This window comes from Allobosea sp. LjRoot9, assembly GCF_964252745.1.
Taxonomy (GTDB): domain Bacteria; phylum Pseudomonadota; class Alphaproteobacteria; order Rhizobiales; family Beijerinckiaceae; genus Allobosea.
On sequence record NZ_CAXUPC020000014.1, the window covers coordinates 157,753 to 181,158 of the forward strand.

The window sequence follows — 23,406 nt, forward strand, 5'->3', positions numbered from 1 at the left end:
TCTCAGCGGCGTTCCGCGCGTCCGACCCAACTCGTCTAACAGGCCACGACATCGGATCGCATGCCTGGCATCGATCGGCTTGTCGAGAGAACCGCGCAACCGGCGTAACGTGAACTGGAGAGAAGCATGAATGCGAAGACTGAAGCGGGCGCGGGAAAATGCCCGGTCGCTCACGGGACCAGCGGCACCCAGAGCCGCGACTGGTGGCCCAATCAGCTGCGCGTCGATCTGCTGAACCAGCACTCGTCGAAATCCGACCCGCTGGACCAGGCCTTCGACTACCGCCAGGAATTCGGCAAGCTCGACTATGAGGAGCTGAAGACCGACCTGCGCAAGCTGATGACCGACTCGCAGGACTGGTGGCCTGCCGATTTCGGTCATTACGGCCCCCAGTTCATCCGCATGTCCTGGCACGCCGCCGGCACCTACCGCCTGAGCGACGGCCGTGGCGGCGGCGGTCGCGGCCAGCAGCGCTTCGCCCCGCTCAACAGCTGGCCGGACAACGTCAACATCGACAAGTCGCGCCGCCTGCTCTGGCCGATCAAGCAGAAATACGGCCAGAGGATTTCCTGGGCCGACCTGCTGATCCTCACCGGCAACGTCGCCTTGGAGACCATGGGCTTCCGCACCTTCGGCTTCGCCGCCGGCCGTCCCGATAGCTGGGAGCCCGATCAGGACGTCAACTGGGGGGCAGAGACCGCCTGGCTGACCCATCGTCCCCTCGACACATTCGCTGCCCCGCTCAGCGCCACCGAAATGGGCCTGATCTATGTCAATCCGGAAGGCCCGGGCGCCAATGGCGATCCGATCTCGGCCGCCCATTTCATCCGCGAGACCTTCGCCCGCATGGCGATGGACGACGAGGAGACCGTCGCGCTGATCGGCGGCGGCCACACCTTCGGCAAGACCCATGGCGCTTCGGCCGAGTCCCATAAGGGGCCGGATCCCGAAGCCGCCGATCTGGAGGCGCAGGGCCTCGGCTGGGCCAGCAATTACGGTACCGGCCATGGCGCGGACGCCATCGGCAGCGGTCTCGAGGTCACCTGGACGCAGACGCCGGCGCAGTGGAGCAACCACTTCTTCGAGAACCTGTTTAAATTCGAATGGGTGCAGACGCGCAGCCCCGCCGGCGCGATCCAGTGGGAGGCCAAGGACGCCGAGGCCGTCATCCCCGACGCCCATGATCCGTCGAAGAAGCACAAGCCGACCATGCTGACGACCGACCTGTCGCTGCGCTTCGACCCGGCCTATGAGAAGATCTCGCGCCGCTTCCTGAACAATCCGCAGGCCTTCGCCGAGGCCTTCGCCCGCGCCTGGTTCAAGCTGACCCATCGCGATCTCGGCCCGCGCTCGCGCTATCTCGGGCCGGAAGTGCCGCGGGAAGAGCTGATCTGGCAGGATCCGGTGCCGGCCGTCGATCATCCCCTGGTCAATGACGCGGATGTCGCCGCGCTCAAGGCCCAGGTCGCGGCCTCGGGCCTGACCGTGTCGGAACTCGTCGGCACGGCCTGGGCCTCGGCCTCGACCTTCCGTGGCGGCGACAAGCGCGGCGGCGCCAATGGCGCGCGCCTGCGCCTGGCTCCCCAGAAGGACTGGGAGGTCAACCAGCCCCAGCAGCTCGCCAAGGTGCTCAGGGCGCTCGAGGACATCCAGATCGCCTTCAACAGGGCAGCGAGCGGCGGCAAGAAGATTTCGCTCGCCGATCTGATCGTGCTCGCCGGCAATGCCGGCGTCGAGCAGGCGGCGAAGGCCGCGGGCCATGATGTGACCGTGCCGTTTACGCCCGGCCGCACCGACGCCTCGCAGGCGCAGACCGACATCCATTCCTTCGAGGTCATGGAGCCGGCCGCTGACGGCTTCCGCAACTACCAGAAGGCGGCGCTTAAGGTCCCCGCCGAGGCGGCCCTGATCGACAAGGCGCAGTTGCTGACCCTGACCGCGCCCGAACTGACCGTGCTGATCGGCGGCCTGCGCGCGATCAACATCAATGCCGACGGCTCCGGCCACGGCATCCTGACCGACCGGCCGGGCGCGCTGACCAACGACTTCTTCGTCAACCTGCTCGACATGGGGACGCAGTGGAAGGCGGTCTCCGAGGCCAAGGACGTGTTCGAGGGCACCGACCGCAAGAGCGGCGCCGTGAAATGGACCGGCACACGCGTCGATCTCGTCTTCGGTTCGAACTCGGTGCTGCGCGCTTTGGCCGAGGTCTATGCCAGCTCGGATGCGCAGGAGAAGTTCGTGAAGGACTTCGTCGCGGCCTGGACCAAGGTGACGAACCTCGATCGCTTCGACCTGGTCTGATCCATGCGGAAAAATACCTTCAGCGGCCGCCCCTGGCGGCCGCTGAAGCTCCGTTTCCCGCATGAACGCCAGCAAGGGCGGCCATGTGGATTATCAGCGCTGCCTCTGGCGGCCGCGACGTTCCAGCGCCCGGCTCCAGCGCGACAGGCCGTAGCAGATCAGCCAGTAGATCCCGCCGGAGAAGAAATAGGCCTCCATGTTCATGCCGACCCAGTTCGGATCGGCGAGCGAGGCCTGGGCGATGCCGAGCAGATCGAGGATCGAGACCACCAGCACCAGCGTGGTGTTCTTCACCAGCGCGATGAACTCGTTCGTCATCGCCGGCAGCGAGATGCGCAGCGCCTGCGGCAGGATGATCAGCCCGGTCGCCTTCCAATAGGTCAGGCCGAGCGCGGTCGCCGCCTCGCGCTGGCCCGAGGGCAGCGCCTGTAGGCCGCCGCGCACGGCTTCCGCCATATAGGCCGCGATGACGAGACCGAGCCCAATCACGGCGCGCGCCAGCCTGTCGATGCCGACGCCGCTGGGCAGGATCAATGGCAGCAGGAGCGAGGCGAGGAAGATCACCGCGATGATCGGCACGCCGCGCCAGAATTCGATGAACAGAATGCTGACGAGGCGGATGACCTTAAGCTCGGATTGCCGCCCGAGCGCGAACAAAATGCCGAGCGGGATCGCGATCAGGCTGGAATAGACCGAGATGAACAGGGTCAGCATCAGCCCGCCCCATTCGCGCGTCTCGACCGGCCTGAGGCCGAAGCCGCCGGCCAGGAGCCAGATGCCGAGCGGCGGCAGGATGACGAGAGAGAACAGGCCCAGCCGCAATTGCAGGCGCTTCGGCGCGAATACGATGGCCACGACCGAGAGCAGGAACAGGATGCCGGTCAGATCGACGCGCCAGCGCTGATCGACGGGATAGAGCCCGTACATGAACTGGCCGAAACGGGCGCGGATGAAGACCCAGCAGGCGCCTCCGGCCGTGCAGTCGTTGCGCGAGGTGCCCGACCAATTCGCGTCGATCAAGGCCCAGCGCAGGAAGGGCACCGCGATCCAGGCGATGCAGAACGCGATGACGAGCGTGCCGACGGCCGTCGCGGGCGTGCCGAACAGGCGCTTGCGCCAGAGCGGGAGGGTGGCTTCACTCATCGCGTCACCAGCGCGATCCTGGCATTGTACCAGTTCATCAGGGCGGAGACGGCGAGCCCGATGACGAGATAGACCGCCAGCGTCATGGCGATGATCTCGATCGCCTGGCCGGTGTTGTTCAGCGCCGAGCCCATGAACAGGCTGACCACGTCGGGATAGGCGATCGCCGCGCCGAAGGACGAGTTCTTCAGCACGTTGAGATACTGGTTCGTCATCGGCGGCATCATCACCCGCAGCGCCTGGGGGATGGTGACGAAGCGCAGGATCTGCCCGCGTCGCAGGCCGAGCGCCGAGGCGGCTTCGGTCTGGCCATGCGGCACGGCCTGGATACCGCCGCGCACGATCTCGGCGATGAAGCCCGCCGTATAGGTCACCAGCGCGGCCAGCAGCGCGACGAATTCCGGGATCACCACGAAGCCGCCGCGATAGTTGAAGCCGCGCAGGATGGGGATGTCCCAGCGTGTCGCGAGGCTGGCCCAGGTTATGGCGAGGATCGGGACCAGGACGACCAGCACGGCGCCGATGGCGAGTACGGGCGCGTCACGGCCGGTACGTTCCTTGCGCCTGCGCGCCCAGAACGCGACCAGCCACTGCGCCAGCCAGGCCAGCAGGATCGCAGCCACAGCCCAGCGGAAATTCGCGGGCGCATCCGGCAGCGGGATCGTCAGCCCGCGATTGTTGAGGAAGGCGATACCGAAGACGCTCAGGCTGTCGCGCGGCGCCGGCAGGGCCGCGATCACGCCGAAATACCAGAACAGCACGAAGAACAGCAGCGGGATGTTGCGGACGAACTCGATATAGGCCCCAGCCAGCGTCGAGAGCAGCCAATGCGAGGACAGCCTTGCGATGCCGAGCACGAAGCCGAGCAGCGTCGCCAGCACGATCGCGATCACCGTCACCAGCATGGTGTTGGCGACGCCGGCCCAGAACAAGCTAAGGATATTGTCGGCCTGGGTGTAGCTCGTCAGCACGAAGGGAACGTCGATGCCCGAGGTGCGCCAGAGGAAATCGAAGCCCGAGGCGATGCCGGCCTTGACCATGTTCTGCGAGGCGTTGCGCACGAAATAGATGGTCAGGACGACAAGTCCGGCGACGAGCGCGAGTTGGTAGATCCAGTCGCGCACGCGCTTGTCGTTGATGAGGGCGAGGGCTTTGGTCAAGAAATCTATATCCTGATCTCTAATAACAATTTTGTAGAACGTCGGAAAATCCGCTAATTTCGAGATTCAGACTTATTAAAGCGGCATTCTATTGCGGCCATTCGGCAATAAACCCGTTAGCCATGTAAGGCTGTATCTTATCCCATTCACCGAGCACGCGCGCACAAAGTTCCGGGTTGGTATGCCAGAGCGCATTGGGCGTTTCGTAGTGATTTACGACAACGAGCATTTTCTCGGGCTCCGGCCAGTGGCGATGAAGCGTCATCGGATACCGGCGCGAAGTCCAGAGGTTACCAAGGCAAATCACAGTGCGGATCGTGTCGAGGCCAAGATGCGCGTCGATGATCGGCAATGAGAATATGACGTTCTCGCCGGTGTTCGTCGCCTTGTGCTCCTCAAGGATCGAACCAGCGGGTACCCCGAGCGACACAAGCCCCGCCTTGATGATGTGACACTCAGTCATGTCGGAGCCTGGCGTAAGGCCGCCGCTGACAATGAGCCAGCGGCAATATCCATCACGCCAGAGATGATAGGCGGCATCGATGCGCTCTTTCACGCCATCGCGCGTTCCGAATACGAACAAGAGGTCGGCTGGTTTGAGCTCCGTGGTTAGGAGATGCTCACTGTCGATCCGTGCGATTTCATCGGAATTCGGTATTCGGCTGATCATCCCCAAATATCCAAATCACGAAAGGTTTCGGCCCGAAACGCGCCATTCAGTTGAATGTCGAGTGCCAAGCACCGCTGTGGTGCTTGGCACTCTGGCGTGGATCCCCGATGCCGCTTGTCCGGGATGACGGCGTCGTTCTATCGAGGCGTCACAGCGGAAGCAGCTCAGCTCTCACTGGAACGGCGGCGTGAAGAGCAGGCCGCCCTTGGTCCAGAGCTGGTTCTGGCCGCGCTCCAGCTTCAGCGTCGAACCCATGCCGACGGTGCGCTCGAAGCTCTCGCCATAATTCCCGACCTGCTTGATGACCTTGTACACCCAGTCGTCGGGCAGCCCGAGCATCGCGCCGAAGCCGCCTTCCGCGCCGAGCAGGCGGCGGACTTCGGTGTTCTTGGAGTTGGCCTTCATCTCGTCGACATTGGCGGAGGTGATGCCGAGCGCCTCGGCGGCGATGGTGCCGTTCAGCACCCAGCGCACGATCAACTGCCAGCGCTCGTCGCCCCAGCGCGTCACCGGCCCCTGCGGATCATTCGAGATCGGCTGGGTCAGGATGACATGGTCGTCGGGCACCTTGAGCTTGACGCGCTGGCCGGCGAGCGCGCCGACGCCGGCGGTATAGGCGTCGCAGCGGCCGGAATCATAGGCGGTGATGGCGTCGTCATTCTTCTGGAAATTGGTGATGGTGACCTTGAGATTGCGCTCGCGGAACCAGTCGGCCGCGTTCTTCTCCTCGGTCGAGCCGGCGGCGACGCAGACCGAGGCGCCGTCGAGATCGGCCGCCGTCTTGGCGTTGGCCTTCTTGCGGACGATGAAGGTCTGGCCCTCGTAGAAATTGATGCCCTGGAAGTTGAGGCCGAGCGTCGCATTGCGCGAGAAGGTGATGGTCGAGTTGCGCGAGAGCAGGTCGACCTGGCCCGATTGCAGGATCGGCCAGCGCTGCTGCACCGAGGTCGGGGTGAACTTGACCTTGGTCGCGTCGCCGAGCACGGCGGCCGCCAGCGCCTTGCAATAATCGACATCGAGGCCGGTCCATTCGCCCTTGTCATTAGCGAAGGAGAAGCCGGGCAGGCCGAGATGCACGCCGCATTCGATATTGCCGCGCGCCTTGATCGCATCGAGCGTCGGGCTCGGAGCGAGTTGCTGGGCATTGGCAAACGAAGCCCCTGCGGCCAGCAGTGCCGCGGCTAGAATTGTCGTCTTCATGATCGTCGCTCTCCCCGAAGCCGTGAGCGGCTTTCTGCGTTGAAGACGCGACTATGCAACAGACGGGGCGAGAGTGGTAGCGGGGGCGGCGACTGCTGCGGGTGATTAGCGGACTTTGGCAAAGCCTCAGTGAGGGCCTGCTTTGGCGTGTAGGTTCTCAAGGCTTGGGCTGAAAGCCGTCTTGGCTCTCCGCGCCCACGTGCAGGGCGGCGGCCAAGCCCATGGCCAATGAGCCCAGGTTGGTATCAGGTGCTAGTGGCATTCCGATTTTATGCATTCTGTCGCCGAGCCGGCCAATCACTTTGGTGATCGTACTTGGGCTATCGCCATGGGCGATGGAGTTGCGGACCGCGCCATAGGCGCTGATAGCGTCCAGCACAAAGTCGAGCCATTCGTCATCCAGAAGCGCGCGAAGGATGCCCAACTGGTGCTCCAGACCGAGCCGAGGCAGCCTGTCGGGCCGGAGGAGGAACCGCTTCAGCACTTGATCCACTTCCAGTTCCAGGGCCGCATGCGCAGTGATGATCTCTGCGGCCTGCGGATGGATGTCTCTCAACCGATCCCGTAGTCGGGCCATGGCTGCCGCAGGAGAGTCTGGGTCAAAATCGTCGCCGTGCGGCAGCTCGAATGGGTCGTCGATCATGGTCACACTCGTCAATGGGCAGAATCGCCATGGGTCTTCAGCGAATATCGTTGCCGCTGCGTCTCGCAGGTTATGTCTCAATGCGATGACCCGGGCCGCATCCCCGACAGCTCAATTTTGACGCCAGGCGACGTAACCCATGCCGGAAAGCCGAGGTTCCCAACGTCCGACATAGATCGGGAGCGGCTCCTCCAGCCAGGCCGCGCCGGGCCTGCCCATCAGCCCCCGAACACCGTGTTCAGTTGGCTGCCGACCATGATGAAGGTGGTGCGCTTGGGCATTTCCTTCAGCCTGACCGCGCCGATATAGGTCATCGCCGAGCGTACCCCGCCGATCAATTCCGACATCGTGCCTTCGACCAGGCCGCGATAGGGCACCTCGACCGTCTTGCCCTCGGAGGCGCGGTATTTGGCGACGCCGCCTACCGCCGCTTCCCCCTTGGCCCCTTCACCTGCGGCGTCTTTGCCCTGTTCTCCAGGCCGAGCTTGCGCCAGCGTGCCAGACGCTCAGGGTCGATCACGCCCTTGGCGACTGCCTCCTGAACCGCGCAGCCGGGTTCGTGCTCATGGGTGCAGTCGCGGAAGCGGCAGAGCGGGCTTAGTTCCGTGATCTCGGCGAACAGCGTTTCGAGACCGGACGCCGCATCGCTGACATGGAGCGTGCGCATGCCCGGCGTGTCGATCACCCAGCCACCGCCGGCAATCGCATGCAGCGAGCGCGACGTCGTGGTGTGGCGCCCCTTAGCGTCGTGGGCGCGGATGTCGCCGGTCTGCTGCGGTTCGCCCTCGATGATGCCGGCAAGCGCGTTCACAAGCGTCGATTTGCCGACGCCGGACGAACCGACCAGCGCGAGGGTGCGGCCCTCGCCACACCAGGGCGCGAGCGCAGCCGCCGCGTGAGGGCTGCGCGGATTGACGGTTGCAACAGCCAGCCCGCGTTGCAGGGCGGCGGCCTGGTCGAGATAGGGCTGCACGTCCGGCACGAGATCGGCCTTGGTCAACAGGATGACGGGATCGGCTCCGCTCTCATTGGCCAGCGCAAGATAGCGCTCCAGGCGCGCGACGTTGAAATCCGCATTGCAGGAGGTGACGATGAACAGCGTGTCGATATTGGCCCCGGCAAGCTGCGGCATCGTGCTGCCCTCGGTGCGCCGCGCCAACACCGTCGCGCGCTCCAGCCGGCGCCGTAGCAGATGCGTGCCGGGCTCCACCAGAACCCAGTCACCCACCGTGAAGTCGCCCGTATTGGTATGGACCGGCAGCTTGAGCCTGATCGGCCCATCCTGCGTGATTGCGCTCATGCGGGCGCGGTGCACAGTGTCGATGCGCGCAGGCCGGAGGCAGGCGTCATCCGGTTCGCATTGATCTGCAAAGAAATCCGTCCAGCCCAGCGCCGCAAGTGACAGTGGTGTGGAGGCAGTGTCGCCTTGCGTCACAGTATCGCCCCACCGTTCGGCGTCCTCGTCATGGGCGACGATAGAGCGGGGTTTAGGCCGGCTTGCAAGCCTGGAAGACGGAAAGTGAGCGTAGTCCGCGACGCCGATCGAGCGGATCGCGTCCAGGCCGCACCCTCACCCTCCAAACACCGTGTTCAACTGGCTGCCGACCATGATGAAGGTGGTGCGCTTGGGCATTTCCTTCAGCCTGACCGCGCCGATATAGGTCATCGCCGAGCGCACCCCGCCCATCAATTCCGACATCGTGCCTTCAACCGGGCCGCGATAAGGCACTTCGACGGTCTTGCCCTCGGAGGCGCGATAGGTGGCGACACCGCCGGCATAGCGCTTCATCGCCGTGTCCGAGGACATACCGTAGAAGGTCATGCCGACGGCGACACGTCCGCCATCGCGCTCCTCATAGCGGATCTCGCCCTCGCATTCGTCATGGCCGGCGAGCATGCCGCCCAGCATGACGAAATCGGCGCCGGCGCCATAGGCCTTGGCGAGGTCGCCCGGCACGGTGCAGCCGCCATCGCCGCAGACCAGACCTTTGAGCCCATGCGCCGCATCGGCGCATTCGATGATGGCCGAGAGCTGCGGATAGCCGACGCCGGTCATCTTGCGCGTGGTGCAGACCGAGCCCGGCCCGATGCCGACCTTGACGATGTCGGCGCCGGCCAGGATCAGCGCTTCCGTCATGTCGCCGGTGACGACATTGCCGGCCATGATCGCGGCATCGGGAAAGGCGGCGCGCGTCGCCTTGACCGTGTCGACGAATTTCTCGGTATAGCCATTGGCGACATCGAGGCAGATCTTGCTGATCGGCGCCTTCGCATGGACGGCCTTGAGCTTGTCATGGTCGCTCGCGGTGGTGCCCAGCGAATAGAAGGCGTTGGCGGATTCGGGCTCCTTGAAGAAAGCGATCAGCTCGTCGGCGCCGTAGTGCTTGTGCAGGGCGACCATGGCGCCATGCTTCAGCAGGGCGCGGGCCATCGCCATGGTGCCGACCACGTCCATATTCGCCGCGATCAATGGAAAGCCGCTCCATTCGGTGCCGGTATGGGCGAAACGGAGGGTTCGGTTGACGTCGACATGGGCGCGGCTGCCCAGCGTCGAGCGCTTGGGCCTGATCAGCACGTCGCGGAAGTCGAGTTTTGGATCGTTCTCGATGCGCATGGGGGCTCCGAAAAAGGGGCGACGGCGCACGCAGAGATCGCGTGCATCGATTCATAGCTGCTCGAGGCCGCGAGAGGCAATCCGCCGACCCCGTCATTGCGAGGAGCGCAGCGACGAAGCAATCCAGAGCCGTAGCGCTCGACATCCCCTTGGATTGCTTCGGCTCACGCTCGCAATGACGAGCCGGCTCACGCCACCAAGCTCTTGGCCAGCATGCAATGCACACCCTTGGAGCCGTTGACCGTCTGGGTCACGCGCAGATCGGCGGCGAGGCTGCACAGCATATAGGCCTCCTCGCGCGCGAGCTTTGTGCGCCCGACGATCAGCGCGATCATCTCGCGCAAAGCCTTCTGGGCGCAGATGTTCAGGTCGGGATCGATGCCCATGGTGATGTGGTGGGTCGGCGTCTCCGCCCGGGGCGTCGTGAAGGACAGATCCTCGCGTAGGATGAACTCGAAGGTGCCTTCGAGCGCGGTCTCGATCGCGGTAACGCAGACCTCGCCATCGCCCTGCGCACCATGACCGTCGCCGCAGGAGAACAGCCCGCCCTCGACGAAAACGGGCAGATAGAGCGTCGAACCCGCGACCAGCTCCTTATTGTCGAGATTGCCGCCGAAGGCGCGCGGTATGAGCGAGGTCAACCGACCCCAATGCGCCGGGGGCGCCGTGCCCATCACGCCGAAGAAGGGGGCGAGCGGCAGCTCCATCCCCCAGGGCAGATGCGCCAGATTGGTTTTCGCATCGAGCCCGATATGGATCAATTTATGCGTGTCGAACTCATCGGGCAGCGTGCCGGCGAGCGGCTTGATCATGGTGTAGCCCCAGTCGGTGCGCAGCTTCACCTCGCGGATGCGCACCTCCAGCACCTGGCCGGGCCTGGCGCCCTTGACCGCGACCGGGCCGGTCAGGATATGGCCGGGCACCGAGCGGTCGGCCTTGGCATGGATCTCGTGGATTTCGGGCAGCACATGGAAACCGGATTTCGGCTGCGCCTCGGGCGGGCCGGTGACGGTGCGGATCGTCACGCTGTCGCCGCTCGCGATCGTCAGCACAGGCTTGAGCGCGGCGTCGAAGAAGCCCCAATGGCAGGTCGAAAGGCCGGCCTCGAGCAGATGATGGGTCACGGGCGGCCTTTCCAAGGGGAGGTTTCAGATCAAGGGCCCGGGCCTGGGAGCGAGCGCCGGCCGAGAGCCGGATGATTTCATATGGAATCACGGAGTGATCCCATATGAAATCTGAATCCGTCTCTCATCCAAGAGTGAGAGCAGGATCAACGCAAAAAACCGGTTCCCACTTTTTCGCATCCTGCTCTTGCATTCTTGCGGATGGTGTAGAGCGTCGCGCCGATGACGATGGCGGCGCCGATCCCGGTGGTCAATGCCGGGATTTCGGCGAAGAATACGAAGCCGGTGAAGCAGGACAGGATCAGCCGGGTGAAGTCGAGCGGCGCGAGCGCGGCCGCCTCGCCGACCTGATAGGCCCGCGTGAGCAGCCATTGTCCCGCGGTGCCGAACAGGCTGAGCACGACGAGCCAGAACCATTGCTCCGGGCTCGGCTGCGTCCAGAACCACCAGCACGGCACGGCCAGCACCGCCATCAGCACGACGCCCTGATAGAGCAGGATGGTCTCGGTGCGCTCGGTCGCCGCCAGCATGCGCACGCTGACGGTGACGCCCGCGCCAAACAGCGCGCCAGCGACAGAGGCCAAGGCATAGATGTTGAGCCCGCTCGCGGCAGGATCGAGCATGATCATCACGCCGGCGAAACCGATGATGGTGGCGATCCAGCGCCGCGAATCCACCTTTTCCTTCAGCACGAGCACGGCGGCGATGGTGACGAAGAAGACCTGGCTGAAGCCGATCGCGGTCGCTTGCGCCAGCGGAATGTGGATGACCGCCGAGAAGCCGCACAGCATCGAGGCGAGCGTGATGAGGCCGCGCGTGATCTGAAGTCCGGGGCGGGTCGTTCGCATCAGCATCGGCAGCGCCGAGCCCGCGATCGCGACGATGACGAGGCTCATGATGATCTGGCGGATCATCAGGATCTCGATCAGCGGGATCGCGGCCCCGACATGCTTCATCGCGCCGACCATGACGGCGTAAACCAGGAGCGACGACAGCATGTAGACCGAGCCGCGCAGATTGGGGCTCGCAGTGAGCCAGCGGCGGGCGAGGCCGTGTCGCAGCCGGACGATCCAGCCGCGCGGCGCGGGCGCAGCGATTTCGGATATCGAGCTGAGGACGATGGGCGCAGCTGCCTCCGGAGGCGGCGGCTCGTCGGCATGCAAAGGACGGAACGAGGCGTCTACGGCGTCGTCATCGAAATCCGAACGGCCCTGCCGCCCGGTTAGTCGCTCTTCGCTCATCGCCCGAACCATCGGCCGCGCATTTTTAGCGCGCGGCTCGTTTCCATCCCCGATGCGAAACCATTGATGAAACGGGCATCTTCCGCCAGAGGCCCGGACACATGCCTGGGTTGTGTAGGGCGAGCCGACCGATGCGTACCGGCGGCAAGGGCGGCATTCCGGCCCCGGTCTGTTGCGCCCATGCAAAGGCGTGTAGGAGGCCTCCATCTTCCATGGGCCTGTGCCTGCATCACGCTTGCCGGGGTTCAAGTCTTGCTGGGGTTCAAGTTTTTGCCGGGGTTCAAGTCGGACGTATGAGGGATCTGCTGTCGAGTCTGTCGGGGGGCCTTCGCGCACTCGCGCCGGGGCGCTTCCCTTATCGGCGTTTTGCGTTGGCGTTGGTCCTTGGCGGTGTCGGCGGCTGGCTCTTCGTACAGGGGCGGTTGCCGCTGCCCTGGATGCTGGGCTCGATGGTGGTCTGCACGATCGCGGCCCTGCTGCGCCTGCCCGTCGCCGCGCCGCCGGTGATCCGCCCGCCGATGACGATGGTGATCGGCGTCATGCTCGGCGCCGGCTTCAAGCCGGAGGTGATCGGCCAGATCCCCAACTGGCTGCCGACCATTGCCGGCCTTGTCCTGTTCATGTGCGCCTGCGGTTTCGCCTGCGTCGGCTATTTCCGCAAATTCGCGGGGTTCGACCCGGTCACCGCCTTCTTCGCCGGCATGCCGGGCGGCCTGGTCGAGATGGTCACGGTCGGCGAGGAGAAGGGCGGCGACGCCCGCATCATCGCGCTGATCCACTCCGCCCGCATCCTGCTGGTGGTGATGACGCTGCCCTTCATCGTGCAGTGGATCGGCGGCGTTCCGCTCGGCGGCACGCGGGTTGCCGGGCCGTCATTCCAGCAGACACCGCTTCTCGCCGAGGCCAGCTTGCTGGCCTGCGGGCTGGCCGGCATCGTCGTCGGGCACTGGCTGAGATTGCCGGCGAAATTCCTGCTCGGGCCGATGCTGGTCAGCGCTGCGGTGCATCTGGCGGGGCTGAGCAACGCGGTTCCGCCTTTCGAGATCGTCAATGGCGCGCAGCTCGTGCTCGGCGTCACCATCGGCTGCCGTTTCGTCGGCACGCCGCCGCGCATCATCCTGCGCGTGCTCGTGCTCTCGGTCGGCTCGACGGTGCTCCTGCTGGCGCTGACCCTGAGCTTCGCCTGGCTGGTCGCGCTGGTCTCGGTCCACGGCCATGTGCCGTTGATCCTGGCCTATTCGCCGGGCGGCCTCGCCGAGATGAGCCTGATCGCGCTGGCGCTGCACACCGAGGTCGCCTTCGTGGCAGCTCACCACATCATCCGCGTCTTCCTGGTGATGGTCTGCGCCGGCCCGCTCTTCGGCGTCATCATCGGACAACGCAAAACGGCTGATGAGCGAATGACGAACGGCGAGTAGCGAATGGAGATTGGCGCGGTTTCACCGCGTGGGTCGACGCTCGAACAACCGGGTGCGCAGCATGCGCAGAACAAAGACAGGATTGCCGAACACGTAACGGCGCCAGAGCCGGCTGGGTTCCAGCCAGAGGCGAAAGAGCCATTCCAGCCTCAATTGGCGGAACGCCTCGGGCGCGCGCGGAACCTCGCCGGCCAGGAAATCGAACAGGGCGCCGACGCCGGCCGCGACCAAACAATGTTGTGGTCCCAGCCTCTGCGAGATCCAGCGTTCCTGCCGTGGATTGCCAAAGGCGACCAGAAGCAGATCCGGCGGCGTGGCCTCCAGTTTCGCCAGCAGCGCAGGCTCTTCCTCGGGGGCGAAATAGCCATGGCTGAGCACGCTGAAGCGATGCTCGGGATATTGCAGGGACAGGCGCACTGAGGCGCGGGCGGCGATTCCGGGGCGCCCGCCGAGCAGGGCGACGCGCAGACGCCGTTTTCCCGTCGCGAGCAGGCCGGGGATGAAGTCCGTGCCGTTGAGATTGGCCGGGAAGCCGGCGCCATGCAGCAGCCAGCCGCCGAGATCGACGCCGATCCCGTCGGCGAGGACCAGGAAGCCAGCAAGATCGCGGCGCAGCACCTGGTCATGCGCCGCCAGGTTGACGAGATTGGCGTTGCAGAAGGCGAGCTTGAGATGCCGCTGGTTGGCGATCGCGTCATCGACTTCCGCAAGCGCGGCGGGGCGCGTCAGCACCGCGATCCCGATGCCGCCAATATCACGCGTGGCGAAGCCCGGCTTGGCCGGAGCGTCCGCTTGGGTCGCAAGATTGAGGGATAGGGCGGCGACCACGGGTTCACGCTTGCTCGATGGAATTGGAGCTTACGTCATGGCCGATAGGGGCTATGGGTCAAGTTGAACCCAGCGGAAGGGTGAACGGCTTCTTCCTGCAATTGTAGCGGCCGGGTTAATCGAAAAGCGCTCTAAATCGAAGGCCTGTTTCGATCCGGCACGTTGTCGCTACGTTACTCCTACGATTGCAACTAGGCGTTAGAAAAACATAACCCTTCCGAGTTGTGTGCTTCATTTTGACACGACGGCGTAATCGTCCAGTGATTGCTGGTATGGTTACCGAAATCTGTCGATTGGTATCATATCTTAACGCGACCCAAGTGAAGGCGGCCCAGGCGGCGACGCGTGCCCAACTCGCTCCTCTCGAGCCATTTCCATTTCCATTGGATCGTTCAACAGCTCCTGTTTTTTGTTTTACCGCGTTTCCTTCACGCGAACCGGTCTCCACTTCGCTCGAAAACGCATCTGTTGCGGCCGCCATCCGTGTTGCGGCCGAACCCGCGCCCCCTGCGCGCGGGTCCTTAACGCTGGGGCGGGTTCACAGCCGTGGCGATCATGCACGAGAGCAGGATGATGTCAGATGGGCTCACGAAGTGATCCCATCTGACATCTGAATCCGTCTCTCATCTAAAAGTGAGAGCAGGATCAATGCGAAAAACCGGTTCCCACTTTTTCGCATCCTGCTCTAGGTTGCGGCACCACCGAGCCAGGGGCCGAAGATGAATCAAATCGATTTAAAGAACCGCGTCGCCATCGTCACCGGCGGAGCCCAGGGCATCGGCCGCGCCGTCGCCGAGCGTTTCGCCGCCAGCGGTGCCAAGGTCGCGATCTGGGATCTCGATGGCGATCTCGCGCACAAGGCCGCGACCGAGATCGGCAGCGAGGCGACAGGCCTCGCCATCGACGTGACGGATGCGGCGGCCGTGAAGGCGGCGAGCGAGGCGCTCGAGGCCAGGCATGGCAGCGTCGACATCCTCGTCACCAGCGCCGGCATCGCCGGCCCCAACCTCAAGACCTGGGAATACCCGCTGGAGGAATGGGCGCGGGTCATGCGCCTCAATGTCGACGGCACGTTGCATTGCTGCCAAGCGGTGATCCCGGGGATGATCAAGCGCAATTACGGCCGCCTTGTCCTGGTCGCCTCGATCGCCGGCAAGGAAGGCAATCCCAACGCCTCGGCCTACTCCGCCTCGAAGGCGGCGGTGATCGCGCTGACGAAGTCGCTCGGCAAGGAATTGGCGACGCAGGACATCGCGGTGAACTGCATCACCCCGGCCGCCGCCCGCACCCGCATCTTCGACCAGATGAGCGAGGAGCATATCGGCTACATGCTCGCCAAGATCCCGCGCGGGCGCTTCCTGCTGCCCGATGAAGTCGCCGCCATGGTCGCCTTCCTCGCCTCGGCAGAGAACAGCTTCACCACCGGCGGCGTTTTCGACCTTTCGGGCGGCCGGGCGACTTACTAAGCTTGGTGCCATGACTCAGATGCTTCCCTCCGCCGCCGTGCTCGGCGCGCGCGCCTTCGCTGCGCTTCAAGGCCTCAACCGTTTCACCGACGAGCCGGGCAAGCTGACGCGGCTTTATCTCTCGCCGGCGCACAGGCAGGCTGCCGAGTGGACCAAGGGCGCCATGGAGGTGGCCGGACTGACCGCCTTCATCGACGCCGCCGGCTCCGTGCAGGGCCGGCGCGAGGGCGCGACGCCCGGCCTGCCAGCGGTGATGATCGGCTCGCATATCGACACGGTTAGGGATGGCGGGCGCTTCGACGGCAATCTCGGCGTCGTCGCCGGCGTCCTGGCGGCGCAGGCCTTGCGGGATGCGGGCATCGTCCTGCCCTTCGCGCTGGAGGTCGTGGCCTTCGGCGATGAGGAGAATGTCCGCTTCCCGACCCATCTCTCGACCTCCTCCGCGCTCGCCGGCGATCATGATCCGGCCTCGCTCGAGGCGCGCGATTCCGATGGAACGCGGCTCGCCGACGCGCTCGTCGCCTTCGGCGGCGATCCCGCGGGCATCGCCAGGCTGGCTCGCAAGCCCGGCTCGGTGAAGGCCTATCTCGAAGTCCATATCGAGCAGGGCCCGGTGCTCGAGGCGCAGAACGAGGCAGTCGGCATCGTCACCGCGATCAACGCGCAGAGTCGCGCGCGCATCCGCGTCACCGGCGAGGCCGGCCATGCCGGCACGGTGCCGATGAGCCTGCGCAAGGATGCGCTTGCCGCCAGCGCCGAGATGGTGCTGGCGCTGGAGGCGATCGCGGCGGCCCATGATCAGGCGGTCGGCACGGTGGGCGCGCTGCGGCCCGAGCCCGGCGCCACCAATGTCGTGCCCGGAGCCGTCGAGTTCACGATCGATTTCCGCAGCCCCTCGAACGAGACGCTTGCCTTGGTGGAGGCCGATATCCGCGCCCGCTTCGCCGAGATCGCGGCGCGCCGGGGCGTGACGATGGCGCTGACGCCCTACGCCAAGGCCGAGGCCGTGCCGATGGATGAGGGCCTGCAGGAGGCTTTCGCGGCAGGCATTGCCCGCACGGGCGCTAATCTGAGCGCGCGGCGGCTGCCATCGGGGGCCGGCCACGATGCGATGACGATGGCGAAACTCTGCCCGGCTGCGATGCTGTTCGTCCGCAACGAGAAGGGCATCAGCCATTCGCCGCTGGAGAATATGACCGAAGCCGATGCCGGTATCGCGATCCGCGTGCTATTGGAGACGCTGCTGGATCTCGCGCGCCGGGAGGCTTGAGGCGCGATCGGGGCATTCCCCCGCGACACCGCGTGCCATTTCCCGCTTGCGCCGGTTTGCGTAGGAGGTAGGCCGTCAGGAGGCGTCCGATGGACTACGAGAACTTCTTCCGCGCGGAGCTCGACGGGCTCCACAGGGAAGGCCGCTACCGGGTCTTCGCCGATCTCGAACGCCATGCCGGCCATTTTCCGCGCGCGACCTATCACGGCGCGAAGGGCCCGCGCGACGTCACCGTCTGGTGCTCGAACGACTATCTCGGCATGGGCCAGCATCCCGATGTGCTCGCCGCGATGCATGGCGCGCTCGATGGCTGCGGCGCCGGCGCCGGCGGTACCCGCAACATCGCCGGCACCAACCATCACCATGTGCTGCTGGAGCGCGAGCTTGCCGACCTGCACGGCAAGGAATCAGCCCTGCTGTTCAACTCCGGCTATATGTCGAACTGGGCTTCGCTCTCGACGCTCGCTTCCCGCCTGCCCGGCTGCGTCGTGCTGACGGATGCGCTGAACCACGCCTCGATGATCGAGGGCATTCGCCATTCGCGCGCCGAGAAGCATGTCTTTGCCCATAACGATCCCGAGGATCTGCGCCGCAAGCTGAAGGCGATCGACCCTGGTCGACCCAAGCTGATCGCCTTCGAGTCGGTCTATTCGATGGATGGCGACATCGCGCCGATCGCAGCGTTCTGCGACATTGCCGACGAGTTCGGCGCCATGACCTATATCGATGAGGTCCATGCGGTCGGGCTCTACGGCCCGCGCGGCGGCGGTGTCAGCGAGCGTGAGGGCTTGAGCCATCGCCTGACCGTGATCGAGGGCACGCTTGCCAAGGGATTCGGCATCATGGGCGGCTATATCGCCGCTTCCGCTGCGACCTGCGACTTCATCCGCAGCTTCGCCTCCGGCTTCATCTTCTCGACCTCGTTGCCGCCGGCATTGGCTGCCGGTGCGCTGGCCTCGATCCGCCACCTCAAGCGCAGCCAGGCCGAGCGTCAGGGCCAGCAGGACCGCGTCGCCGCCGTCCGCGCCCGGCTCGATACTGTGGGCATCCCGCATCTGCCCAATTCCAGCCATATCGTGCCGGTGATGGTGGGCGACGCCGTGCTGTGCAAGCGGATCAGCGACGAATTGCTCGAGCGCTTCGACATCTATGTCCAGCCGATCAATTATCCGACCGTGCCGCGCGGCACGGAGCGCCTGCGCATCACGCCCTCGCCGATGCATTCCGATGCCGATATCGACCATCTCGTCAGCGCGCTGACGGCGATCTGGAGCCAGGTCGGGTTGAAGCGCGCGGCGTAGGGTGTCATCCCGCGCGCGCCGCAGCACACAGTGCTGCTGCGCAGATGCGGGATCGTAGGACGTTAGGGCGCCTATTCCTGATAACGGTCCCGTGTCTGCGCCGCGGCACTTCGCACCGCAGCGCGCACGGGATGACCGCGGTTTTCAGACCGTCGCCAGCGCCTGCTTGATATCCGCGATCAGGTCGTCGGGATGTTCGAGCCCGATCGAGAGCCGGATCATCCCATCCGTCACGCCCATCGACGCCCGCACCTCGGGCGTGAAGCGCTGATGCGTCGTCGTGGCGGGGTGGACGATTAGGCTCTTGGCGTCGCCGAGATTGTTGGAGATGCGGATCAGCTTCATCGCGTTGAGCAGGCGGAAGGCTGCGTCCTTGCCGCTGGCGACCTCGAAGGCGATCAGCGTCGAGGGGCCGCTCATCTGCTTGGCGATGGTCGCAGCCTGGGGATGGTTCTTGTGGCCGGGGAAAATGACCTTGGACAGCTTCTCCTGGCCTGCCAGCCAATCGGCGATGATGGTCGCGCTCTGCGCCTGCCTCTGCACGCGCAGCGGCAAGGTCTCCAGCGCCTTCAGCATCACCCAGGCGTTGAAGGGCGACATCGCCGGGCCGGTCTGGCGCAGATAGGTCTGGATCTCGGTCTGGATGAGCTCTTCGGAGGCAAGCAGCAGCCCGCCGAGACAGCGTCCCTGGCCGTCGATATGCTTGGTGGCGGAATAGACCACGATGTCCGCGCCCAGCTCCAGCGGCCGCTGGAAGAGCGGCGTCGCGAAGACGTTGTCGACGATGAGCTTGGCGCCGACTTCCTTGGCGATCGCGGCCACCGCCGCGATGTCGATCACCTCCAGCGTCGGATTGGAGGGGCTCTCGAGGAAGAACACCTTGGTGTTGGGCCTGACCGCCTTGCGCCAGGCCTCGATGTCGGGCCCGTTCACCAGCGTCGAGGCGACGCCGTAACGCGGCAGATGCTCCTCGACGACATAGCGGCAGGAGCCGAACAGCGCCTGCGCCGCCACGACATGGTCGCCGGCACGCACGAGCCCCATCACCGCCGCGGTGACCGCAGCCATGCCGGTCGCCGTGGCGCGGCAGGCCTCGGCGCCCTCGAACGCGGCCATGCGCTGCTCCAGCATGGTCACGGTCGGGTTGGAGAAGCGGGCATATTGGAAGCCCGGATCCTTGTTCAGGAAGCGCGCCTCGCATTGCTCCGCGCTGTCATAGACATGGCCCTGCGTCAGGAACAGCGCCTCGGAGGTCTCGCCGAACTGCGAGCGCAGGGTGCCGGCATGGACCAGCCGCGTTTCCGGGTGCAGGCTCGCCCCCTTGTCTTGTCCGGTCATGATCTCTGCCTTGTTCGTTATAACGGACGAAAGCGATAACAGATCAAAACTGGTCCGTAAAGACGAACGATCTGCCTCGGCAGAGCCGTTGTCGCAACGATTTTTCTCCAGAGGCATTCGCCCGGCCGCGCAGGCTACCGGCTGGCCAAGCCCGGGAATCTCGGCCAAGGTCCGAACCTCTCCTCAGCAGATAATCCGACTTCGAGACACAAGCGATGCGCCTGGGCGACTGCCACAATTTCCATGATTTCCGGGCGATGGCGAAGCGACGGCTACCGGGGCCGATCTTCGACTATATCGACGGCGCAGCCGATGACGAGGTGACCCATCGCCGAAACAGCGAAAGCTTCGAACGCTGCGATCTGGTTCCCAACGTCCTGCGCGGCGTCGGGCAAGTCGATATGTCGGTCACCGTCATGGGCCAGAGACTGGCAATGCCGGTCTATTGCTCGCCGACGGCGCTGCAACGCCTGTTCCACCATGAGGGCGAGCGCGCCGTCGCGGCGGCGGCCGCGAAATACGGCACCATGTTCGGCGTGTCCTCCCTGGGGACGACCAGCCTCGAGGAGCTGCGCAAACGTCACGACACGCCGCAGGTCTACCAGTTCTACTTCCACAGGGATCGCGGCCTGAACCGCGCCATGATGCAGCGCGCCAGGGAAGCCGGCGTCGAGGTGATGATGCTGACCGTCGACAGCATCACCGGCGGCAACCGCGAGCGCGACCTGCGCACGGGCTTCTCGATTCCGTTCAAGCTGACGCTTGCCGGCATGCTGCAGTTCGCGCTCAAGCCGGCCTGGGCCCTGAACTATCTGACGCATGAGCGCTTCAGGCTGCCGCAGCTCGATCAGCATGTCGATATGGGCGGAGGCGCCATGTCGATCAGCCGCTATTTCACCGAAATGCTCGACCCGACGATGAGCTGGGACGATGTCGCGGAGATGGTCAAGCTCTGGTCGGGACAGTTCTGTCTGAAAGGCGTGATGTCGGTCGCCGACGCCAGGAGGGCCGTCGATATCGGCTGCACCGGCATCGTCCTCTCGAACCATGGCGGCCGCCAGCTCGACGGCTCGCGGGCGGCCTTCGACCAGCTCGCCGAGATCGTCGATGCGGTCGGGGATCGGATCGACGTGATCATGGATGGAGGCGTGCAGCGCGGCACGCATGTGCTGAAGGCGCTGTCGCTGGGCGCCAAGGCCGTCGGCCTCGGGCGCTATTATCTCTATCCACTGGCCGCGGCCGGCCAGCCGGGCGTCGAGCGCGCGCTTGGTGCTATACGCACCGAAATCGAGCGCGGGATGAAGCTGATGGGCTGCAGCAGCATCGACCAGCTGTCGCGCGAGAACCTGCGCTTCCGGTAGAGCCGGATTCAGGCGCCTCGGCCTGCCGTGCCGCCCTCTCGCCCCAGCGGCGCCAGGAAGCGGGTCAGGTCGTCCGTGACATAGTGCACATGCCCGGCATCGATTGCAGCCTGCTCCCAGACCTCGCGGAAGGGGTCGGGCGTGCGCGGAATGATCAGCACGGTCTTCATGCCCAGCGCGCTGGGAACGATGAGGTTCTTCTCGATATCCTCGAACATCGCCGCCCGCCCGGGGTCGACCGCATGCTTGGCGAGGAAGTTCTCATAGGTCGCCCGCTCGGGCTTGGGCAGGAAGCCGGCCTGGACGATATCGAAGATGTCCTCGAAATGATGCAGGATGCCGAGCTTGCCGGCGACGTTCTCGGCATGGCCGCGCGAGCCGTTGGTCAAGATCAGCTTGCGCCCGGGCAGGGCCGCGATCGCATCCCCCAGCGCCGGGTTGGGATCGAGCAGGGTCAGGTCGATCTGGTGGGCGAAATCGAGGAAGTCGTCGGGATCGACGTCATGCTCCTCCATCAACCCCTTCAGCGTCGTGCCGTAGCGCTCGTAATAGTAGCGGCGCAGCGCATGCGACGACAGGCCGTCGAGGCCGAAGAGTTCGAGCAGGAACAGCGTGATCCGCTCGTTGACCTGCGGCCAGACCTTCGCTTCATGCGAATATAGCGTGTTGTCGAGGTCGAAGACCCAATGGTCGACATGCGCGAAGGCCTCCGCGGGCAGCGGCGGCATGGCGGCGGGAGGTGAGGCGTGCGTGTTCATGGGGACTCGGAAATGTGGAGCGCCCAACCTGACATGCAAGTCCTCTGCTAAGGTTTAAGGTCGCAAGGGTGGGCCACCGCCTTCATGCTCGCCCTTGTGGCGAGCATCCACGTCTCGAGCACCGCTCTCGATTGATGAAGACCTGGATGGTCGGGACAAGCCCGACCATGACGGAAAATGCTCAGCGCCGGATGATCGTGCCCGAGCCGGTGTCGGTGAAGAGCTCGATCAGCGCCGCATGCGGCACCTTGCCGTCGAGGATGACGACGGCCTCGACGCCCTTCTCCAGCGCGTAGATGCAGGTCTCGATCTTCGGGATCATGCCGCCCGAGATCGTGCCATCGGCGATCAACCTACGGCATTCCTCGACCGTCAGCTCCGGGATGAGCTCCTTGTCCTTGTTCAGGACGCCGGGCACATCGGTCAAAAGCAGCAGGCGCTTGGCGTTGAGAGCGCCCGCGATCGCGCCTGCGAAGGTGTCGGCGTTGACATTGTAGGTCTGGCCGTCGGCCGCCGCGCAGACCGGTGCGAGCACGGGGATGAGTTCGGCCTTGAGCACGGCGTCGAGCACCGTGGTGTCGACCTTGTCGGGCTCGCCGACGAAGCCGAGATCGAGGATTTCCTCGATCTTCGAATCCGGATCGACGATGGTCCGTGTCACCTTGCGGGCGGTGACCATGTTGCCGTCCTTGCCGCACAGCCCGATCGCCTTGCCGCCCTCGCGCGAGATGTAGCCGACGATCTCCTTGTTGACCGAACCGGCCAGAACCATCTCGACGATCTCGACCGTCGCCTGGTCGGTGACGCGCAGGCCCTGCTTGAATTCCGACTTGATGCCGAGCTTGGTCAGCATGCGCGCGATCTGCGGCCCGCCGCCATGGCAGACCACCGGCTTCACGCCCGACTGCTCCAGCAGCACGATGTCCTCGGCGAAATCCTCCGCCGTCGCTGCGTCGCCCATGGCGTTTCCGCCATATTTGATCACCACGACCTCTTGGTCGTAGCGCTGCATATGCGGCAGCGCTACGACCAGCAGGTCGGCCGATTGCGACGGTGTCAGAAGGGCGGGGTTGATCATCGAACAGGCTCCGCAAGCGCGCGCAAGACAGCCGCGCCGGTGCGCCTTCTAGAGCATCATGCGAGAAAGTGGAAACCGGTTTTCGATGGTCTCAGTTGCGTGGCGCGAGTGCTGCGGCGACAGCCAGCCCGAGCCAGCCACCGAGCATCAACCAGCCGCCAATCGGCGCAGCGCGCGGGAACAGGGCCTCGTTGAAAAAGCCCCGCCGCGTCAAATCGGCCGCGAACAGGGCCGCGCCCAGGATCAACGCCGAGATCGCCAGGCGCGCCACGAAATCGGTCAGGAAACCAGCCTTGCGAGCTGCGGTCGCGCCGATCACGGCAGGGGCGTGGAACAGCAGGATCTGTCCAGCGGTCCCAACATTCTGCGTGCCGGTGACATGCGCGGCCGCCGCCAGCAATGCGACGCCGGCAAAGCCCATCAGGGCGGCGAGGGTGAGATGGATCTTTGTGGCGGTCATGCTGGCCTCGACGTCATGCCCGGGCCTGA

General features: G+C 65.0%; 21 protein-coding genes. 6 read left to right on the top strand and 15 right to left on the bottom strand.

Going from position 1 to position 23,406, the window contains the following annotated elements; translation table 11 throughout:
* The first annotated feature begins 126 nt into the window (after positions 1–126).
* Entirely contained in the window at positions 127–2,304 is a 2,178-nt protein-coding gene (gene katG, locus ACSQ3P_RS31140) for a catalase/peroxidase HPI (protein WP_436169278.1), read from the top strand.
* 93 nt (positions 2,305–2,397) lie between these two features.
* Here the strand turns inward: katG and ACSQ3P_RS31145 are convergent, their stop codons facing one another.
* From ACSQ3P_RS31145 to ACSQ3P_RS31190, 10 genes are all read right to left on the bottom strand, one after another.
* Positions 2,398–3,447, bottom strand: a complete 1,050-nt coding sequence (locus ACSQ3P_RS31145; RefSeq protein WP_436169279.1) for an amino acid ABC transporter permease — start codon at positions 3,445–3,447, stop codon at positions 2,398–2,400.
* The gene (locus ACSQ3P_RS31150; RefSeq protein WP_436169280.1) at positions 3,444–4,607 is read right to left on the bottom strand and encodes an amino acid ABC transporter permease; all 1,164 of its coding nucleotides are present in this window, start codon (positions 4,605–4,607) and stop codon (positions 3,444–3,446) included. Before ACSQ3P_RS31150 ends, ACSQ3P_RS31145 begins: the two co-directional genes overlap by 4 nt.
* An 88-nt stretch (positions 4,608–4,695) precedes the next feature.
* Entirely contained in the window at positions 4,696–5,277 is a 582-nt protein-coding gene (locus tag ACSQ3P_RS31155) for a YdcF family protein (RefSeq protein ID WP_436169281.1), read from the bottom strand.
* 171 nt (positions 5,278–5,448) lie between these two features.
* On the bottom strand, positions 5,449–6,477 hold the full coding sequence (locus tag ACSQ3P_RS31160) for an amino acid ABC transporter substrate-binding protein (RefSeq protein WP_436169282.1): 1,029 nt from the start codon (positions 6,475–6,477) through the stop codon (positions 5,449–5,451).
* 157 nt (positions 6,478–6,634) lie between these two features.
* Positions 6,635–7,120: a hypothetical protein gene (locus ACSQ3P_RS31165; RefSeq protein ID WP_436169283.1), complete on the bottom strand. Its 486-nt coding sequence runs from the start codon at positions 7,118–7,120 to the stop codon at positions 6,635–6,637.
* A 218-nt stretch (positions 7,121–7,338) separates the two neighbouring features.
* On the bottom strand, positions 7,339–7,614 hold the full coding sequence (locus ACSQ3P_RS31170; protein ID WP_436169308.1) for an IMP dehydrogenase: 276 nt from the start codon (positions 7,612–7,614) through the stop codon (positions 7,339–7,341).
* Positions 7,542–8,555: a ribosome small subunit-dependent GTPase A gene (rsgA, locus tag ACSQ3P_RS31175; RefSeq protein ID WP_436169284.1), complete on the bottom strand. Its 1,014-nt coding sequence runs from the start codon at positions 8,553–8,555 to the stop codon at positions 7,542–7,544. The genes ACSQ3P_RS31170 and rsgA overlap by 73 nt, the downstream gene beginning before the upstream one ends.
* 135 nt (positions 8,556–8,690) lie before the next feature.
* Positions 8,691–9,734, bottom strand: coding sequence for a GMP reductase (locus ACSQ3P_RS31180; RefSeq protein WP_436169285.1), 1,044 nt, complete (start codon positions 9,732–9,734; stop codon positions 8,691–8,693).
* A gap of 188 nt (positions 9,735–9,922) precedes the next feature.
* Positions 9,923–10,858: an acetamidase/formamidase family protein gene (locus ACSQ3P_RS31185; protein ID WP_436169286.1), complete on the bottom strand. Its 936-nt coding sequence runs from the start codon at positions 10,856–10,858 to the stop codon at positions 9,923–9,925.
* A gap of 146 nt (positions 10,859–11,004) precedes the next feature.
* Positions 11,005–12,099, bottom strand: a complete 1,095-nt coding sequence (locus tag ACSQ3P_RS31190; protein WP_436169287.1) for a DMT family transporter — start codon at positions 12,097–12,099, stop codon at positions 11,005–11,007.
* 371 nt (positions 12,100–12,470) lie between these two features.
* On the opposite strand from ACSQ3P_RS31190, the gene ACSQ3P_RS31195 reads away from it, so the two are divergent.
* Positions 12,471–13,517 (top strand): AbrB family transcriptional regulator, encoded by a 1,047-nt coding sequence (locus ACSQ3P_RS31195; protein WP_436169288.1) that lies wholly within the window; start codon positions 12,471–12,473, stop codon positions 13,515–13,517.
* Between the two features lie 21 nt (positions 13,518–13,538).
* Here the strand turns inward: ACSQ3P_RS31195 and ACSQ3P_RS31200 are convergent, their stop codons facing one another.
* Positions 13,539–14,345, bottom strand: coding sequence for a WecB/TagA/CpsF family glycosyltransferase (locus ACSQ3P_RS31200; RefSeq protein WP_436169289.1), 807 nt, complete (start codon positions 14,343–14,345; stop codon positions 13,539–13,541).
* 719 nt (positions 14,346–15,064) lie between these two features.
* Here ACSQ3P_RS31200 and ACSQ3P_RS31205 point away from each other — a divergent pair.
* From ACSQ3P_RS31205 to hemA, 3 genes are all read left to right on the top strand, one after another.
* Positions 15,065–15,811 (top strand): SDR family NAD(P)-dependent oxidoreductase, encoded by a 747-nt coding sequence (locus tag ACSQ3P_RS31205; protein ID WP_436169290.1) that lies wholly within the window; start codon positions 15,065–15,067, stop codon positions 15,809–15,811.
* 10 nt (positions 15,812–15,821) lie between these two features.
* Complete coding sequence (locus tag ACSQ3P_RS31210) at positions 15,822–17,081, top strand: allantoate amidohydrolase (protein WP_436169291.1); 1,260 nt, start codon at positions 15,822–15,824, stop codon at positions 17,079–17,081.
* 89 nt (positions 17,082–17,170) lie between these two features.
* Positions 17,171–18,382: a 5-aminolevulinate synthase gene (gene hemA / locus ACSQ3P_RS31215; RefSeq protein WP_436169292.1), complete on the top strand. Its 1,212-nt coding sequence runs from the start codon at positions 17,171–17,173 to the stop codon at positions 18,380–18,382.
* A 144-nt stretch (positions 18,383–18,526) separates the two neighbouring features.
* On the opposite strand, the gene ACSQ3P_RS31220 is transcribed toward hemA, so the two are convergent.
* Positions 18,527–19,720, bottom strand: coding sequence for an O-succinylhomoserine sulfhydrylase (locus ACSQ3P_RS31220; RefSeq protein WP_436169293.1), 1,194 nt, complete (start codon positions 19,718–19,720; stop codon positions 18,527–18,529).
* Positions 19,721–19,935: 215 nt separating this feature from the next.
* Here ACSQ3P_RS31220 and ACSQ3P_RS31225 point away from each other — a divergent pair, with 215 nt between their 5' ends.
* Positions 19,936–21,081, top strand: a complete 1,146-nt coding sequence (locus ACSQ3P_RS31225; protein WP_436169294.1) for an alpha-hydroxy acid oxidase — start codon at positions 19,936–19,938, stop codon at positions 21,079–21,081.
* An 8-nt stretch (positions 21,082–21,089) separates the two neighbouring features.
* Here ACSQ3P_RS31225 and ACSQ3P_RS31230 read toward each other — a convergent pair whose 3' ends face one another.
* The 3 genes from ACSQ3P_RS31230 to ACSQ3P_RS31240 form a co-directional block, all read right to left on the bottom strand.
* Positions 21,090–21,839 carry a pyrimidine 5'-nucleotidase gene (locus ACSQ3P_RS31230; RefSeq protein ID WP_436169295.1) on the bottom strand — a complete coding sequence of 250 codons (750 nt, stop codon included), beginning with the start codon at positions 21,837–21,839 and terminating at the stop codon, positions 21,090–21,092.
* 181 nt (positions 21,840–22,020) lie between these two features.
* The gene (gene argB, locus ACSQ3P_RS31235; protein WP_436169296.1) at positions 22,021–22,917 is read right to left on the bottom strand and encodes an acetylglutamate kinase; all 897 of its coding nucleotides are present in this window, start codon (positions 22,915–22,917) and stop codon (positions 22,021–22,023) included.
* Positions 22,918–23,008: 91 nt separating this feature from the next.
* Positions 23,009–23,406 (bottom strand): DUF423 domain-containing protein (locus ACSQ3P_RS31240; RefSeq protein WP_436169297.1); only part of this gene is annotated, 398 nt, incomplete at its 5' end.

Excerpts from the sequence above, each read along its gene's own strand:
- ACSQ3P_RS31220 (WP_436169293.1), bottom strand. The coding sequence starts at position 19,720 with ATGACCGGACAAGACAAGGGGGCGAGCCTGCACCCGGAAACGCGGCTG.
- ACSQ3P_RS31230 (WP_436169295.1), bottom strand. The coding sequence starts at position 21,839 with ATGAACACGCACGCCTCACCTCCCGCCGCCATGCCGCCGCTGCCCGCG.
- ACSQ3P_RS31210 (WP_436169291.1), top strand. The coding sequence starts at position 15,822 with ATGACTCAGATGCTTCCCTCCGCCGCCGTGCTCGGCGCGCGCGCCTTC.
- ACSQ3P_RS31190 (WP_436169287.1), bottom strand. The coding sequence starts at position 12,099 with ATGAGCGAAGAGCGACTAACCGGGCGGCAGGGCCGTTCGGATTTCGAT.
- ACSQ3P_RS31145 (WP_436169279.1), bottom strand. The coding sequence starts at position 3,447 with ATGAGTGAAGCCACCCTCCCGCTCTGGCGCAAGCGCCTGTTCGGCACG.
- argB (WP_436169296.1), bottom strand. The coding sequence starts at position 22,917 with ATGATCAACCCCGCCCTTCTGACACCGTCGCAATCGGCCGACCTGCTG.
- hemA (WP_436169292.1), top strand. The coding sequence starts at position 17,171 with ATGGACTACGAGAACTTCTTCCGCGCGGAGCTCGACGGGCTCCACAGG.
- ACSQ3P_RS31155 (WP_436169281.1), bottom strand. The coding sequence starts at position 5,277 with ATGATCAGCCGAATACCGAATTCCGATGAAATCGCACGGATCGACAGT.
- ACSQ3P_RS31160 (WP_436169282.1), bottom strand. The coding sequence starts at position 6,477 with ATGAAGACGACAATTCTAGCCGCGGCACTGCTGGCCGCAGGGGCTTCG.
- ACSQ3P_RS31180 (WP_436169285.1), bottom strand. The coding sequence starts at position 9,734 with ATGCGCATCGAGAACGATCCAAAACTCGACTTCCGCGACGTGCTGATC.
- ACSQ3P_RS31225 (WP_436169294.1), top strand. The coding sequence starts at position 19,936 with ATGCGCCTGGGCGACTGCCACAATTTCCATGATTTCCGGGCGATGGCG.
- katG (WP_436169278.1), top strand. The coding sequence starts at position 127 with ATGAATGCGAAGACTGAAGCGGGCGCGGGAAAATGCCCGGTCGCTCAC.
- ACSQ3P_RS31165 (WP_436169283.1), bottom strand. The coding sequence starts at position 7,120 with ATGATCGACGACCCATTCGAGCTGCCGCACGGCGACGATTTTGACCCA.
- ACSQ3P_RS31205 (WP_436169290.1), top strand. The coding sequence starts at position 15,065 with ATGAATCAAATCGATTTAAAGAACCGCGTCGCCATCGTCACCGGCGGA.